General features: G+C 68.9%; 15 protein-coding genes. 10 read left to right on the plus strand and 5 right to left on the minus strand.

Going from position 1 to position 12,741, the window contains the following annotated elements:
* The first annotated feature begins 100 nt into the window (after window positions 1-100).
* On the plus strand, window positions 101-658 hold the full coding sequence (locus tag V9K99_RS22435) for a hypothetical protein (protein ID WP_337012766.1): 558 nt from the start codon (window positions 101-103) through the stop codon (window positions 656-658).
* Window positions 658-2,190, plus strand: a complete 1,533-nt coding sequence (locus V9K99_RS22440) for a hypothetical protein (protein WP_337012764.1) — start codon at window positions 658-660, stop codon at window positions 2,188-2,190. Before V9K99_RS22435 ends, V9K99_RS22440 begins: the two co-directional genes overlap by 1 nt.
* Before the next feature lie 25 nt (window positions 2,191-2,215).
* Here the strand turns inward: V9K99_RS22440 and V9K99_RS22445 are convergent, their stop codons facing one another.
* The gene (locus V9K99_RS22445) at window positions 2,216-2,578 is read right to left on the minus strand and encodes a DsrE family protein (protein ID WP_337012763.1); all 363 of its coding nucleotides are present in this window, start codon (window positions 2,576-2,578) and stop codon (window positions 2,216-2,218) included.
* Window positions 2,579-2,737: 159 nt separating this feature from the next.
* Here V9K99_RS22445 and V9K99_RS22450 point away from each other — a divergent pair, with 159 nt between their 5' ends.
* Entirely contained in the window at window positions 2,738-3,232 is a 495-nt protein-coding gene (locus V9K99_RS22450) for an FABP family protein (RefSeq protein ID WP_337012761.1), read from the plus strand.
* 50 nt (window positions 3,233-3,282) lie between these two features.
* Here the strand turns inward: V9K99_RS22450 and V9K99_RS22455 are convergent, their stop codons facing one another.
* Both V9K99_RS22455 and V9K99_RS22460 read right to left on the minus strand, forming a co-directional pair.
* Window positions 3,283-3,963, minus strand: a complete 681-nt coding sequence (locus tag V9K99_RS22455; RefSeq protein ID WP_337012759.1) for a response regulator — start codon at window positions 3,961-3,963, stop codon at window positions 3,283-3,285.
* Window positions 3,956-5,212: a sensor histidine kinase gene (locus tag V9K99_RS22460; RefSeq protein ID WP_337012757.1), complete on the minus strand. Its 1,257-nt coding sequence runs from the start codon at window positions 5,210-5,212 to the stop codon at window positions 3,956-3,958. The genes V9K99_RS22455 and V9K99_RS22460 overlap by 8 nt, the downstream gene beginning before the upstream one ends.
* 154 nt (window positions 5,213-5,366) lie before the next feature.
* On the opposite strand from V9K99_RS22460, the gene V9K99_RS22465 reads away from it, so the two are divergent.
* The gene (locus V9K99_RS22465; RefSeq protein WP_337012755.1) at window positions 5,367-6,743 is read left to right on the plus strand and encodes a cation:dicarboxylate symporter family transporter; all 1,377 of its coding nucleotides are present in this window, start codon (window positions 5,367-5,369) and stop codon (window positions 6,741-6,743) included.
* Window positions 6,744-6,803: 60 nt separating this feature from the next.
* Here the strand turns inward: V9K99_RS22465 and V9K99_RS22470 are convergent, their stop codons facing one another.
* Window positions 6,804-7,625 (minus strand): LLM class flavin-dependent oxidoreductase, encoded by an 822-nt coding sequence (locus V9K99_RS22470; RefSeq protein WP_337012753.1) that lies wholly within the window; start codon window positions 7,623-7,625, stop codon window positions 6,804-6,806.
* Between the two features lie 111 nt (window positions 7,626-7,736).
* Between V9K99_RS22470 and ygfZ the strand changes: the two genes are divergently transcribed.
* The 5 genes from ygfZ to V9K99_RS22495 all read left to right on the plus strand — a co-directional run bounded on the left by ygfZ (window position 7,737) and on the right by V9K99_RS22495 (window position 11,346).
* On the plus strand, window positions 7,737-8,729 hold the full coding sequence (gene ygfZ, locus V9K99_RS22475) for a CAF17-like 4Fe-4S cluster assembly/insertion protein YgfZ (protein WP_337012751.1): 993 nt from the start codon (window positions 7,737-7,739) through the stop codon (window positions 8,727-8,729).
* 46 nt (window positions 8,730-8,775) lie between these two features.
* Entirely contained in the window at window positions 8,776-9,732 is a 957-nt protein-coding gene (locus tag V9K99_RS22480; RefSeq protein WP_337012749.1) for an asparaginase, read from the plus strand.
* A gap of 73 nt (window positions 9,733-9,805) precedes the next feature.
* Complete coding sequence (locus V9K99_RS22485; protein WP_337012747.1) at window positions 9,806-10,303, plus strand: helix-turn-helix domain-containing protein; 498 nt, start codon at window positions 9,806-9,808, stop codon at window positions 10,301-10,303.
* Window positions 10,304-10,339: 36 nt separating this feature from the next.
* Window positions 10,340-10,894, plus strand: coding sequence for a hypothetical protein (locus V9K99_RS22490; protein ID WP_337012745.1), 555 nt, complete (start codon window positions 10,340-10,342; stop codon window positions 10,892-10,894).
* A gap of 101 nt (window positions 10,895-10,995) precedes the next feature.
* Window positions 10,996-11,346 (plus strand): DUF2516 family protein, encoded by a 351-nt coding sequence (locus tag V9K99_RS22495; protein WP_337012743.1) that lies wholly within the window; start codon window positions 10,996-10,998, stop codon window positions 11,344-11,346.
* A 4-nt stretch (window positions 11,347-11,350) separates the two neighbouring features.
* Here the strand turns inward: V9K99_RS22495 and V9K99_RS22500 are convergent, their stop codons facing one another.
* Entirely contained in the window at window positions 11,351-12,142 is a 792-nt protein-coding gene (locus tag V9K99_RS22500; RefSeq protein ID WP_337012741.1) for a L,D-transpeptidase family protein, read from the minus strand.
* A 92-nt stretch (window positions 12,143-12,234) separates the two neighbouring features.
* Between V9K99_RS22500 and V9K99_RS22505 the strand changes: the two genes are divergently transcribed.
* Window positions 12,235-12,738, plus strand: a complete 504-nt coding sequence (locus tag V9K99_RS22505) for an O-acetyl-ADP-ribose deacetylase (RefSeq protein ID WP_337012739.1) — start codon at window positions 12,235-12,237, stop codon at window positions 12,736-12,738.
* Window positions 12,739-12,741: the final 3 nt, after the last annotated feature.

Genomic DNA, 12,741 nt, shown 5'->3' on the forward strand with positions numbered 1-12,741 from the left:
GTACGGTGCCGGGATCCGGCTGCCGAGGCCGTGCGTCTGTCGGGAGGTGGTGGCACCGGGAGGGGCTTAGGCTTGGCGGGTTGAGGAGAGGAGTCGACGGGTGAAGACGCAGCTGCGATCGTCCGACGATGACGAGCGCGCCATGGCCGACCTGGCCGAGGTCTCCGACTGGAGATCCGTCTGGGGACCGCCGGGAACCGGGCTGGACGCGATCCGAGCGCTCGTCTCCCGGGTCACCGCGGTCACCGGCTGGCGTCCGTGGGCTCCCGGCAACATCGATCCCAGCCGCTACACCTGGGGCCTGGTCACCCCGCGCGAGACCGTGATGCTCGTGCTGCCGGACGCCGTACTCCCGGAGAGTCCGCGCAGCGGCTGGTCGGCGTACGAGATCGCGCCGGCCGAGGTGGCCGACGCCGAGGAAGGGCTCGACTCCTACTGGCCCGGGCAGCTCGCGCTGGCGCGGAAGCACTGGGGTGACCCGGTGTTCGTCGGTCCGGGGACCGACCCGCGGATTCCTCTCGAGTGGCGGGGACGCCGTCGCCATCTGGCAGTCTGGCTGCGGCCGGGCGCCGAGTTTCACCTGTACGCGACACAGCCCGGGCCGGAAGAAACTCAGGCCGGCTTCGGGTACTCCGTCTATGCGAGCGAGGTGGCGTGATGGCCGAAGCGGAACAGATCTTCGAACAGACGCTGGGCGCGCTGCGGACGCAGATCCAGTGGCTGCGTCGCCTGATGGCGAACCGTGTCGCCCGCCAGCGACAGGCGCGTGTCTTGCTGGAGCAGATGCGCAACGCCCGGCAGCACAACCCCGACCTCGACCGGTTGCTGAACAACGACCCGGACCGGGCCGCCCAGTGGGCACAGCTGGAGCGGCAGATCCAGGACCTGCACGACGAGAACGTGCGGATCCAGCAGGAGAACCTCGCAGCGATGGGCGAGATCCAGCGGACCCAGGCGGAGCTCGACCGGCAGGCCGAGGAGCTGCGGGAAGACGTCGATCAGGACGGCATTCCCGACGCGCGGCAGGATCGTGAGGACTTCGATCGGGACGGCAGGCTCGACACGGACGAGCGAGCCGATGAGGCGGCCGCGGACACAGAGCGGGCGGACGAGCTGGAGGCGGCGGCCAACGACCGCGAGCGGGAGCGGAACGAGCAGGCCGCGCAGGAGGAGCAGAAGAAGGAAGACGAGCGCCGCCGGGATCGCGAGCAGGAACAGGACGGGCCCGGCGTTGGTACGGCGGCAGCCGCGGCGGGTACGGCGGCAGTCGTTGCCGACGAGGTGGCCGACCGCGAGGAGGAGCAGCAGGCCGAGCGGGACCAGGAGCGGTCAGAGCCTGAGGTCGCCAATGAGGACGAGGTCGGTCACGAGGAGCCGCTCGCGGAGAACGTCGACCGGCAGCAGGAGCCGGCCAACGAGCAGGAGGCGTTGCGCGCGGACGACCCACGGCAACCGCAGCCGGACCAGGACCACCAGACCCAGGATCAGCCGGCCCAGGATCAGCCGGCCCAGGATCTGCCGGCCCAGGATCTGCCGGCCCAGGATCTGCCGGCCCAGGATCTGCAGGGCCAGGATCTGCCGACCCAGGATCCGCCGGGCCAGGATCTGCAGGGCCAGGATCTGCCGGGCCAGGAGCAGGATCAAGAGCTGCCGGAGCAGGCCGGCGAGCAGCGCGGCCAGGATGAGCGTGGCCAGGAGTTGCAGGGGCAGGAGCAGCCCGGCCAGGAACTGCGGGAGCCGGAGTCGCGCGCCCAGGGGCAGGGATTGCAGGGGCCGGAGCAGACCGGTGAGCAGCAGGGGCCTGGCCAAGAGGGTGTCCAGGAGCAGCAGGCGGGTGCGGAGGGCCAGGAGGCTGGGGCGAGTGTGCCGAGCGCCGGTTCGGGGCAGGCGCAGGTCGGGGTTCAGGCGGGTCCGCTCGAGGAGAATCTGGCCGAGCAGCGGGCTCAGCGTGGTGAGCGATCGCCTGGTCGTGAGGCGCCGGATCCAGAGGAGCAGCGCAACAGGCACCTGGCCGCCGCCGGTGTCGCCCAGGCCGGCTCCCCACGACCGGCAGCCCAGGCACAGGGGACGGAAGCCACAGAGGCGTCGCACGGAGCCAGGAGTGGCCACGCGCTTCGCCAGGCACACGCCGATCGAGGCAGCCGAGGTCAGGAAAGTTCCGGCCCGGAGCGTACTCGGAAGAAGGAGTAAGTCCACCGCGAGCCCAATGGCGGGCTCAATACACGATCGCCTGGGCGTTGTCCGCCAGGATCTCCTCCGTGAACGCCGGAGCCCCCGCGACACGAGCGCCCGGAAGCAGGTCGTCCGAGGTCAGCTCGCGACGCTTGGCGCACTGCGTGCAGACGGTCAGCTGACCACCTTCCAGTACGGCAGCGACCAGCTCTGCCAGCGGCGCCGCGTGCGGCAACTCGAAGGCCTCAGCCCGACCAGGTACGGCGAACCACACCGCCTCCCCGGTCAGCCACAGTGACACCGTGGCTCCAGCAGCCACGGCCGTCGCGGCCACCGTGAATGCCTGGTTGGCGCGTTCGGGCTCTTCGGCGCCTGCGGTCAGCTTGATCACCAGCGTGCGGGACATCACGCCACGGTAGCCCAAGGCCCTCGCCGGCATCCTCTAGACTGACGACCGTGCTGCATGTCGTCTTCACCACCCTGCTGATCCTGGTCACTGTGTTCATGGCCTGGTTCTCGGCGTTCGTCGTCTACCGGCTCTACCGCGGCCGCAGCGCGAACTGAGATGGCCTTCGAGATCCCGCAGGACCTCCACCCGGACCTGATGCCGCTGGCCTGGCTGCTCGGCCGCTGGGAGGGCCGCGGTCACGGGGACTACCCGACGATCGAGAAGTTCGAGTTCGGGCAGCAGATCGACTTCAGCCACAACGGCAAGCCCTACCTGCACTACGTCAGCCAGACCTACGTGGTCGGCGAGGACGGCACGAAGGAACGCCCGCTCGCGGTCGAGACCGGGTTCTGGCGGCCGAAGCCGGAGAACAAGCTCGAGGTGATCCTCGCGCACCCGACCGGCTTCGCCGAGATCTGGTACGGCGAGATCGAGGGCGCCAAGATCGAGATGCGCACCGACGTCGTCGCCCGCACCGAGACGGCCAAAGAGGTCAGCGCCGGCCACCGCCTCTACGGCCTGGTCAAGGGCGAACTGATGTGGGCCTACGACATGGCCGCCGAGGGCCAGCCCCTCCAGCCCCACCTCTGGGCCACCCTCGTCCGATCCTGATCCCGTTACGTCCGAAGAACCGAGGGCTATAGGCCACGGATCTTCGGACGCTAGCTTTCGGCGACCCAGGAGTACTCGACCTTCGGGCGGCCGCTGCGGCCGTCGTAGCGTTGGGTGCGGAGTGCTTGGCCCTGGTCGGCGAGGTGTTCCAGGTAGCGGCGCGCGGTGATGCGTGAGGTGCCGATCGAGGCGGCGACCTCCTCGGCGGTCCAGCCCTCCCGGTTGCCGAGCAGCTGCACGACGCGATCCAGCACCGATCCGGCCAGCCCCTTCGGCACCGACGACGAGACGGTTGCCGGGTGCAACAACCGGTCCACCTCGTCCTGATCGGCGACCACCTGACCCGACTCGGCCGCCTTCCGTTGCCGGGCGTACGCCGTCAGCCGATCCCGCAAAGTCTCATAGGCAAAGGGTTTCAGCACGTACTGCACCACGCCGATCCGGGCCGCCGCCTGCACTGCGGACACCTCTCGCGCCGACGTCACCGCGACCACGTCAGTTTGGTTGCCCAGGGCCCGCATTCGCCGAACCACGTCCAGGCCGTGACCGTCAGGGAGGTTCATGTCCAGGAGCACCAGGTCCACCTCCCCCCGGGCCAGCACCTGCAGCGCGCGGGCCGCAGTACCGGCGACGCCGAGACACGTGAAGCCGGGCAGCCGGTCGACGTACGTGCGGTGGGCCTCCGCGGCGACCGGGTCGTCCTCGACGACGAGGACCCGCAGGTCAGGCACTGGCGTCCACCGCCCGCGGCAGCCGGACCCGCACAGTCAGCGCCGGTACGTCGTCCAGCTCGGAATCCGGATCGACCATCAGCGAGCCCTGCCAGCGCTCGACCGTACTGCGGACCAGTACGAGCCCGAGGCCGTGACCCGGCTCCGCCTTTGTGGTCCAGCCGCGATCGAACATGTGGGCCAGCTCGACCGCGCCCAGCTCGGCACCCGTGTTCGTGACGGCGAGGTCGATCGCGTCCGCCGTCGTACCCGCGCGCAACTCGACCCGGCGTGGAGCGGATCCGCCGCGGGCGGCCTCGATGGCGTTGTCGAGCAGGTTGCCGACGACCGTGACCACGTCCTGCGCCGGCAACCGGGTGTTGAGCGACTCCTGACCGAGCTCCAAGGTGAGTGCGACGCCGCGTTCCTGGGCCTGGGACAGCTTGGCCAGCAGCAGCGACGCGAGCACCGGGTCGCCGACCGTGCCGACCACGCGGTCCGTCATCGCCTGGGCGAACTGCAGCTCCGACACCGCGAACTCGCGGGCCTTCTCCGGCTTGCCGATCTCGATCAGGCTGACCACCGTGTGCAGCCGGTTCGAGGCCTCGTGGTTCTGCGCCTGCAGGGATTCGGCCAGACTGCGGACCGCGTCCAGCTCGCCTAGCAGCCGCTGCAGCTGGGTGTGGTCCCGGAGCGTGACGATCCGCCCGGACCGGGCCGGCTGCTGGTTGACGACGACGACACCCTCGGCGCCGAGGTGGAGTTCGTCGTACGCCGTCCGCCCAGCGGTCAGCAACTCGGACAGAGTGGTGCCCAGATGGAGATCCTTGATCGGAGTGCCGGGTTCGATGATCCCCTGGCCGAGCAGTCGACGGGCCTCGTCGTTGACGAGCTGGACCCGGCCGTCGGCGTCGAGCAGGATCAGCCCTTCGCGGGCGGCGCGCAGGACGCCCTCGTAGAAGTCGAGCATCCGGGCCAGTGCCTGGGTGCCGATGCCGCGGGTGGCCCGCCGTACCCGCCAGGAGACCAGGGCGTTGCCGGCGATCGCGACGCCGAGCATCAGGCTGGCGACGCCGAGCATCGAGCGGATGTCGAGCCGGATCAGCTCCCCCCAGCTGGGCGGGGCGACGCCGGCGGCCGCGGCGTCGCGGTCGGCCTGGGTCCGGGACTGGGCGATCATCGTGATCCAGACCATCGCGATCAACACCAGGGCCGTGACGGTCTGCAGCCAGAGCACCTGGCGGCGCAGTTCCCACGGCCGGTGGTTCATGCGGACAGTTTGCACGCGACGGACGGTTTTGTGCATTCCAGCGGTGTCACTGGTCCGCTGTGGCGAACGATATGAACGAAATGAGCTGTTCCCCTGTGCGTCACGTCACAGTTACTCAGGTACAGCCCGCCTGGCCGATACAGGAGTCCCCACCATGTCGAGCCCTCAAGATTCCCGACCGACGCCGGTTCGCAACGACCGGACCCACTTCCTCTACATCGCCGTCATCGTCGCCGTACTGCTCGGCATCGGTGTCGGGTTCCTCTTCCCGAACTTCGCGGTCGAGCTGAAACCGATCGGCACCGGTTTCGTCAACCTGATCAAGATGCTGATCAGCCCGGTCATCTTCTGCACCCTGGTGCTCGGCATCGGCTCGGTCCGCAAGGCCGCCAGTGTCGGCAAGGTCGGCGGACTGGCGCTCGTCTACTTCCTGGTGATGTCGACGGCCGCGCTCGCGATCGGCCTGGTGGTCGGCAACCTGGTCCAGCCCGGTTCCGGTCTGAACCTGACCGACAAGCTGCGCGAAGCCGGCCAGAAGCAGGCCGCCGGCGCGCATGAGGGTACGACGGAGTTCCTGCTCGGGATCATCCCGAAGACGCTGGTCTCGGCGCTGACCGAGGGCTACGTGTTGCAGACCGTCCTGGTCGCGCTGCTGGTCGGCTTCGCGCTGCAGTCGATGGGCCGCGCCGGACAGCCGATCCTGGACGGCATCGGCCACATCCAGCGGCTGGTGTTCAAGGTGCTGTCGATGATCATGTGGGCGGCCCCGATCGGTGCCTTCGGCGCGATCGCCGCGGTCGTCGGCGCGGCCGGCTCGACCGCACTGGTCAGCCTGCTGAAGATCATGCTCGCGTTCTACCTGACCTGCCTGCTCTTCGTGATCGTTGTCCTGGGCACCCTTCTTCGGGTGGTCACCGGGCTGTCGATCTTCCAGCTGCTGAAGTACCTCGGTCGCGAGTTCCTGCTGATCGTGTCGACCTCGTCCTCGGAGACCGCGCTGCCGCGGCTGATCGGGAAGATGGAACACCTCGGCGTGGACAAGTCCGTGGTCGGCATCACCGTCCCGACCGGATACTCGTTCAACCTGGACGGCACCGCGATCTACCTGACCATGGCGTCGCTGTTCATCGCCGAGGCGATGGACCAGCCGTTCTCGCTCGGCCAGCAGATCTCCCTGCTGGCGTTCATGATCATCGCGTCGAAGGGTGCCGCCGGTGTCACCGGCGCCGGTCTGGCCACCCTGGCCGGCGGGCTGCAGTCGCACCGGCCGGACCTGGTCGACGGCGTTGGCCTGATCGTCGGCATCGACCGGTTCATGTCGGAGGCCCGGGCGCTGACGAACTTCGCCGGTAACGCGGTCGCCACCGTCCTGGTCGGGCACTGGGTCGGCGAGTTCGACAAGGACCAGGCCCGGCAGGTGTTCGCCGGCGAGGATCCGTTCGACGAGGCCGCCTTCGCCGCCGGTGACACCCACGCCGGCGACGTACCGCAGACCGCCGCTCCGGCACTGGACAGCGGTCCGAGCCACTAGCCACCTCTCCACCCCTCCAAGCGCTGCCCGCCGGGCCACAGACCGGCGGGCAGCGCTTTGTCAGCTTCCGGCGAGCTTTTCGACCACCGGAGCCAGGTCTTCGAGGTACGTCGCGTTGACCGTGATGTACGTCGTACCGAACTCATCTCTGCGTCGCTGCAGCTCGTCCACCATCTGCTGAGGCGTGCCGCGCAGCATCATCAGCGAGTCGCTTGCCTCGAGCTCCTCGGGTGACACCCCGGCAGCCTGCTGCGTCCACGGCGGCAGCTCGCGCGTCCCGGCCGCGAACAGGTTCATCGCCAGCTCGATCTGGTCCGCGCGCGGTCCGGCCAGCTCGCGCAGGTCCCGGACCAACCGCAGGACGTCCGCCCGTGGTGTCATCGCGTCCTTGGCGATCGACACGATGTCGGCCCGTGCGGCCGCCAGGGCCAGCGCCCGCGGTCCGCCGGCGGCCAGCATGATCGGCGTACGACGGTCGCCGTCGAGCCGCTCCAGGATGTCCAGGGTCTCCCGCACCTGGTCGCGACGCTCCTTGCCGGACCCGAATGGCAGCCCGAGCTCGGCCGCCTGCTGGTCGGTGCCCGGCCGTCCGGTGCCGATACCGAAGTCGAACCGGCCGTCGGTCAGCACGGTCAGCGTGTGCGCGTCCCAGGCCGCTTGCCGGGGTGTCCGCAGCGGCGCCGCGGCCACGAAGGTGCCGACCCGGATGTCCGCGAGCGTCGCGGCCATCGCGAGGGATGCGAACGGCGACGGCAACTGCAGTCCGTCGGGCATCAGCACGCTCGAGTAACCGATGTCGGCCGCCCGGCGTACGGTCGTGGTCCATTGCTCCGCGGTCGCCGGACTGCCCACCACGCCGAACCGGAATCGCCTGTCGCTCATCCCCTTGCTCCCTTCGAGATTTTGGTAGCTCCAGGCTGTCCGGGACCGGGTGGTGTCCACATCCCACGGTGGGAGGCGATCGCCGTACGCCACCCGACGTACTCTGGTGACATGTCACTGAAGCGCAGCCCCCTGCTGGACCGGCCCGGCGCGGTCGAGGCCGACGGAGTCGACGCCGGCGTCGCGGCCCACTACGGGTCCGACCTGCGGGAGCAGCGGACCCTGGCGGACGGCAACGGATTCGTCGACCTGTCGCACCGCGACGTCGTCAAGATCAGCGGCCCGGACCGCCTGACCTGGCTGCACGCGCTGACCACGCAGTATTTCGAGGGCCTGAAGCCCGGTACGTCGACAACCGCGCTGCTGCTGTCGCCGACGGGTCACATCGAGCACGTGATGTACGGCGTCGACGACGGCGAGACCTTCTGGCTGCACACCGAGCCCGGCGCGGCCGCGGCGATGATCGAGTGGCTGCAGAAGATGGTGTTCATGTCCCGCGTCGAGATCACCGACGTGACCGACGACTACGCGATCATCTGGCGCCCTGGGCCCGCTGGGGGTGACCTTTTGACTCGCAGCGGTGAGGACTCGCTGGGTGGGCATGAGGTGTTCCTCCCGCGTGCCGAGTTGGCCGCTCTGGAAGGACCGGTCGCCGGGATCTGGGCGTACGAGGCGCTCCGGATCGAGGCGGGCGCGCCGCGGTTCGGCCTGGACACGGACGAGCGCGCGATCCCGAACGAGGTGGGCTGGCTCGGCGTCGGCGTCCACCTGAACAAGGGCTGCTACCGCGGTCAGGAGACAGTCGCCCGGGTGCACAACCTGGGTCGTCCGCCGCGCCGGTTGGTCCGGCTGCATCTGGACGGTTCGGTCGACCACCTGCCGGCTCACGGGTACGCCGTACGCGCGGGGGAGAAGCAGGTCGGGTTCATCGGGTCGGCGGCCCGGCATCACGAGTTCGGGCCGATCGCGCTGGCGATGGTCAAGCGGAACGTCGACCCGGACGCCGTACTCGAAGTTGTTGCCGAGGATCAGCCGACAGTGACCGCGACCCAGGAGATTCTGGTCGACCCCGAGGCCGGGCTGCACGTCCGCGCCCGGCTGTGAGCCGGATCATTGGCATAACGCCTTTTTGCACCTGTACAGTTCAGCCGTGACCGAACCTGTGATCCTGGCCGACGTCGTCCGCAGCGGCTTCGTGGAGGGCCATCACCGCGGCTCCGTCGTGGTGACGAATGCCGACGGCGCCGTCGAGTGGTCCCTCGGTGTGGTGGACCAGCCGATGTTCCCGCGCTCGTCGAACAAGCCGATGCAGGCTCTCGGCATGCTCCGCCACGGGCTCCCGCTCGACGGCAAACTGCTGTCGCTCGCGGGCGCGTCCCACTCGGGCGAGCAGTTCCACCTGGACGGCGTACGCGAGATCCTCGCGCTGGCAAACCTGGACGAGTCGGCTCTGCAGACGCCGCCGGCGTACCCGCTGGAGGACACTGCCCGGGACGCTTGGGTGCGCGCGGGTCACGGCCCGGAGCGGATCACGATGAACTGCTCGGGTAAGCACGCGGCGATGCTGCTGACCTGCGTGCTCAATGGCTGGTCGATCGACGATTACCGCTCGCCCGACCATCCACTGCAGAAGGTGATCCGGACCGCGGTCGAGGACACGGCCGGCGAGAAGGTCTCGTACGTTGCCGTGGACGGTTGCGGCGCCCCGATCCTCGCCATCAGCCTGGCCGGCCTGGCCCGGTCCTTTGGTCTGTTCGCGGCGGCTGCCCCGGGCACGTTCGAGGCCAAGGTGAAGGACGCGTTCCGGGCGTACCCGGAGTACGCCAGCGGGAGTACGCGCGACGAGGCCGCTCTCATGCGGGCCATCCCGGGCCTGTTCTGCAAGGTCGGCGCGGAGAGCGTGTACGCCGTCGGTCTCGAGGACGGCCGTGGCATCGCACTGAAGGTCGAGGACGGTACGCCGCGAGCACGCGCCGTGGTGATGGCCGCCGTACTGCGGAAGCTCGGTCTCGAGCACGAGGTGATCGACCAGCAGTCCCGCTTCCCCTTGTACGGCGGTGGCGTGGACGTCGGCGCCGTACAGCCCCATCCTTCAACCTTCAGCTAGTCATCGGCCCGCGTGAGCGGGCTCACGGCGCTTCTGCTTGCAATTGCAAGCACGCTGCTAGCACACTGGGTGTGTGGCCAAGTTGAGTGATCGTGTTGCCGGTTCGGTGGGCTCCGTCGGGGAGTACCTCGCCGAGCAGCGGCGGCACGCGCAGTTGTCGTTGCGGCAACTGTCCGACCTGGCCGGTGTGTCGAACCCGTACCTCAGCCAGATCGAGCGCGGCCTGCGGAAACCGTCGGCCGATGTGCTGCAGCAGCTCGCGAAGGCGTTGCGGATCTCCGCGGAGACCCTGTACGTACGGGCCGGCATTCTCGATCCGGACGAAAGCTCCGACGGTGCCCGGCGTGCGTCGGGTGTGGTCGACGCCGTACTGCTCGATCCAGCGCTGAACGAGCGGCAGAAGCGTGTGCTGCTGGACGTCTACGCGTCCTTCGTCCGGGAGAACACCCCCGAGTCCGACACCGCCCCCGACCACGAGGCCGCCGAGAAGCCGGGTCCTGCCAGACCGGCTGCCGCTGCTGCGAAGAAGTCGACGGCCAAGAAGACCCCTGCAACAAAGCGCACCAAGTAATCCTTCCTGCTGAAAAACATCCCGAGGAGAAGCCTGATGGCTACCCGTACGCCCGTCACCCCGTTCTACGCCCTGGCCGGCGCCGGCGACCTGGCGGTGGAGAAGTTCCGCGCGGTCAGCGACGACGTCACCGCCCGGTTCGCCAAGCTGGACCAGAAGACCCTGCAGACCGAGCTCACCAAGGCGCAGACCGAGCTGAGCAAGCGTCAGGCCGAGCTCGCCAAGCTGGTCGAGAAGCGCTTCGAGGCCATCGTCGCCGACGCGAAGACCGCCCCGGCCAAGCTGCGTGAGCTGCCCGCCACCGCGCAGGCCGGTTTCACCACCGTGCTCGGCCAGGCCGAGGAGACCTACGAGGACCTGGCCGGCCGCGGCAAGGACCTGGTCGAGCGGATCCGCAGCCAGAAGGCCACCGAGGACCTGGTCACCCAGGCCAAGACCACGGTGAGCAAGGCCAAGGCCACCCGGACCACCGCGAAGAAGACCGCCGAGACCGCCACCCGCAACGTCAAGGCGACCACCACCAGCGCCCGCAAGACCGCGAAGACCGCCTCCAAGGCGGCGGGCGCCGCGGCCTCCAAGGTCGGCGACTGACAGTAACAATTGCCCACATCTGGGTGAATCATCAGGCCGGGCGGCCCACAATCTGCACTCAGCAGAGGTGGGCCGCCCGGTCTTTGGGTACGCTCGTACGCATGCTCCCACTCGCCACGTTCCCGAACCTCTTTCCCGGGTTCGCCGGTCCGCTCGAGATCATCTGGTGGGTGCTGCTCGGGATCAAACTGGTCGCGCTGGTCGATGCCGCCTTCCGGCCGCGGGCGGTGTTCGTCGCCGCGGACAAGCTGACCAAGCCCGGTTGGGTGCTGATCCTCTGCGTGTTCACGCTGAGTCAGATCTTCCAGGGCTGGCTGAGCTTCTTCGGCCTGATCGGCATCGTCGCCGCCGCGGTCTACCTGGTCGACGCCCGCCCGGCCCTGCGCGCGGCCGCCGGTCGCGGCCGGGGTGGCTGGGGGATCCGTCGCCGCCGGGGCCCGCGCCCGCTCTAAGCACCTACGACCGGTAGACGATGACCTTGTCGCCGACGTTGATCTGGTCGAACAGGATCTTGATCTTGCCCAGATCCCGCACGTTCACGCAGCCGTGCGAGGCGCCGTTGTAGCCGCGGGCCGCGAAGTCCGACGAGTAGTGCACCGCCTGGCCGCCGCTGAAGAACATCGCGTACGGCATAGGCGAGTCGTACAGCTTCGACACGTGGTTGCGGCTCTTCCAGCCGACCGTGAAGCTGCCCTCGCGGGTGGCCGTCTTCACCGCGCCGAACCGCACGTCCAGCTGCATCTTCACCACGCCGTCGACGACGTACCGCAGCTTGCGGGTGGACTTGTCGATGCACAGTACGACGCCGGTCGCGCAGCGCGCGTCGAGCTTCTTGCCGTTGACCACGGGAGCCGGCGGGTAGAGCTCGGCCTGGGTCGGCTCGTGGGTGGCCGCGACCAGTTGGTCCAAGGTGTTCTGATCGACGTACCCGAGCTGGGGAATGCCCTTGGACTTCTGGAACTTCTTCACCGCGGACCGGGTCATGGTGCCGAACTCGTTGTCCAGGTAGCGCTTCTCCAGCAGGTTGAGCTGGATCAGCCGGGCCTCGACCTTGCGCACGTTCGCCCCGGTGGACCCGTTCTTCCACAGGGCCTTCGGGTAGATCGGCAGTTCGCCGCTGACCTCGAACGGCACGGTCTTGAGATCACTCGGAGCCGCGGTGGCGTTCGTTCCGAAACTGAGCAGTGCCGCAATGCCGGTGCCGACGACCAGTCCAGTCACCAGCTTGCGAATGATCAGCCCGCGCATCGGACACCCCTTTGTGTAGACCCCGTCCCTACACTTGTGGGACGTCCTCACCGGTCTTTTGGTTGGCGCCTTAGCGTACCGGAGGAACAGCGATGGAAATCGTGCTGAGTACGGCGGACATCACCACTGTCCCCGTGGATGCGATCGTCAATGCGGCCCATCACGCGTTGCGTGGCGGGGGTGGTGTGGACGGTGCGATCCACCGGGCCGGTGGCCCCGAGATCCTGGCCGAGCTGATCGAGCGGTATCCCCACGGTGCCGCGACCGGTGAGGCCGCGTGGACGACCGCGGGTGCGCTGCCGGCGTCGTACGTGATCCATGTGGTCGGGCCGAATTACACCGCCGGCCAACGGGATCCGGCGCTGCTCGAGTCCTGCTACCGCAACGCGTTGCGGATCGCGGACGAGCTGGGCGTCAAGACACTCGCCCTGCCGGCGGTCTCGGCCGGGATCTACGGCTGGCCGGCCCAGTCCGCGGCGGGCATCGCCGTACAGACCCTTCGCCGTACGGCGACCGGCGTCGAGACGGCGACCTTCTGTCTGGTCGAACCCCGTCTCCACAAGGCCTTCCAGAACGCGACAGCGGCCGGAGAGTAAGCA

The sequence above is a fragment of the Kribbella sp. CCNWLW201 genome (assembly GCF_037203805.1).
Lineage (GTDB): Bacteria > Actinomycetota > Actinomycetes > Propionibacteriales > Kribbellaceae > Kribbella.

What these genes read in the sequence shown, in the direction of transcription:
- V9K99_RS22490 (WP_337012745.1), top strand. Translation starts at nt 10,340, where the DNA reads ATGGCTACCCGTACGCCCGTCACCCCGTTCTACGCCCTGGCCGGCGCC.
- V9K99_RS22445 (WP_337012763.1), bottom strand. Translation starts at nt 2,578, where the DNA reads ATGTCCCGCACGCTGGTGATCAAGCTGACCGCAGGCGCCGAAGAGCCC.
- V9K99_RS22505 (WP_337012739.1), top strand. Translation starts at nt 12,235, where the DNA reads ATGGAAATCGTGCTGAGTACGGCGGACATCACCACTGTCCCCGTGGAT.
- V9K99_RS22465 (WP_337012755.1), top strand. Translation starts at nt 5,367, where the DNA reads ATGTCGAGCCCTCAAGATTCCCGACCGACGCCGGTTCGCAACGACCGG.
- ygfZ (WP_337012751.1), top strand. Translation starts at nt 7,737, where the DNA reads ATGTCACTGAAGCGCAGCCCCCTGCTGGACCGGCCCGGCGCGGTCGAG.
- V9K99_RS22440 (WP_337012764.1), top strand. Translation starts at nt 658, where the DNA reads ATGGCCGAAGCGGAACAGATCTTCGAACAGACGCTGGGCGCGCTGCGG.
- V9K99_RS22495 (WP_337012743.1), top strand. Translation starts at nt 10,996, where the DNA reads ATGCTCCCACTCGCCACGTTCCCGAACCTCTTTCCCGGGTTCGCCGGT.
- V9K99_RS22460 (WP_337012757.1), bottom strand. Translation starts at nt 5,212, where the DNA reads ATGAACCACCGGCCGTGGGAACTGCGCCGCCAGGTGCTCTGGCTGCAG.
- V9K99_RS22450 (WP_337012761.1), top strand. Translation starts at nt 2,738, where the DNA reads ATGGCCTTCGAGATCCCGCAGGACCTCCACCCGGACCTGATGCCGCTG.
- V9K99_RS22470 (WP_337012753.1), bottom strand. Translation starts at nt 7,625, where the DNA reads ATGAGCGACAGGCGATTCCGGTTCGGCGTGGTGGGCAGTCCGGCGACC.
- V9K99_RS22500 (WP_337012741.1), bottom strand. Translation starts at nt 12,142, where the DNA reads ATGCGCGGGCTGATCATTCGCAAGCTGGTGACTGGACTGGTCGTCGGC.